This window comes from Streptomyces durbertensis (genome assembly GCF_014156695.1).
In the GTDB taxonomy this organism is placed as follows: domain Bacteria; phylum Actinomycetota; class Actinomycetes; order Streptomycetales; family Streptomycetaceae; genus Streptomyces; species Streptomyces durbertensis.
This window is the reverse complement of record NZ_WMLF01000925.1, coordinates 1-565: the sequence shown is the minus strand read 5'-3', so window position 1 is coordinate 565 and position 565 is coordinate 1. Positions and strand designations below refer to the sequence as shown.

Below are 565 nucleotides of genomic sequence, written 5' to 3'. Positions count from 1 at the left end.
GGCGATCCTCCACCCCCACCCCCACCGGGAGGTTCAGTGCGTGTGTCCAGATTCCTCACGATTTCCGCCACCGTAGCGGCGCTGCTCGCGCTACCCGCGTTCACCGGCACGGCCGCCGCGTCCACCGACGCGGCGGCCGTCAACTACGTGGCGGTCGGCGACTCCTACTCCTCAGGCCTCGGAGCCGGTTCGTACGACAGCAGCAGTGGCGACTGCAAACGCAGCAACCGGGCCTATCCGGTGCTGTGGAAGAACGCGAACTCGCCCGCCTCCTTCCACTTCACCGCGTGCTCCGGCGCACGCACCACCGACGTCGTCAACAACCAACTCGGTCCCGTCAACTCCGCCACCACCCTGGTCAGCGTGAGTGTCGGCGGCAACGACGCCGGCTTCGCCGACGTCATGACCACCTGCGTGCTCCAAGGAGAGTCCGCCTGCGTGCGGAAGTCCGAGGAGGCGCGCGCCTACGCGCGCAACACGCTCCCCGGCCGACTGAACACCGTCTACAACGCGATCAAGAGCAAAGGCCCCAACGCGCGGGTGGTGGTGCTCGGCTACCCCCGCC

At 68.5% G+C, this 565-nt stretch carries 1 protein-coding gene; it reads left to right on the top strand.

Features of this window, described 5'->3' with window-relative positions; all coding sequences use genetic code 11:
• Nucleotides 1-36 precede the first annotated feature (36 nt).
• Nucleotides 37-565: SGNH/GDSL hydrolase family protein (locus tag GL263_RS27700; protein WP_182858462.1), on the top strand; the 529-nt coding region annotated here is incomplete at its 3' end.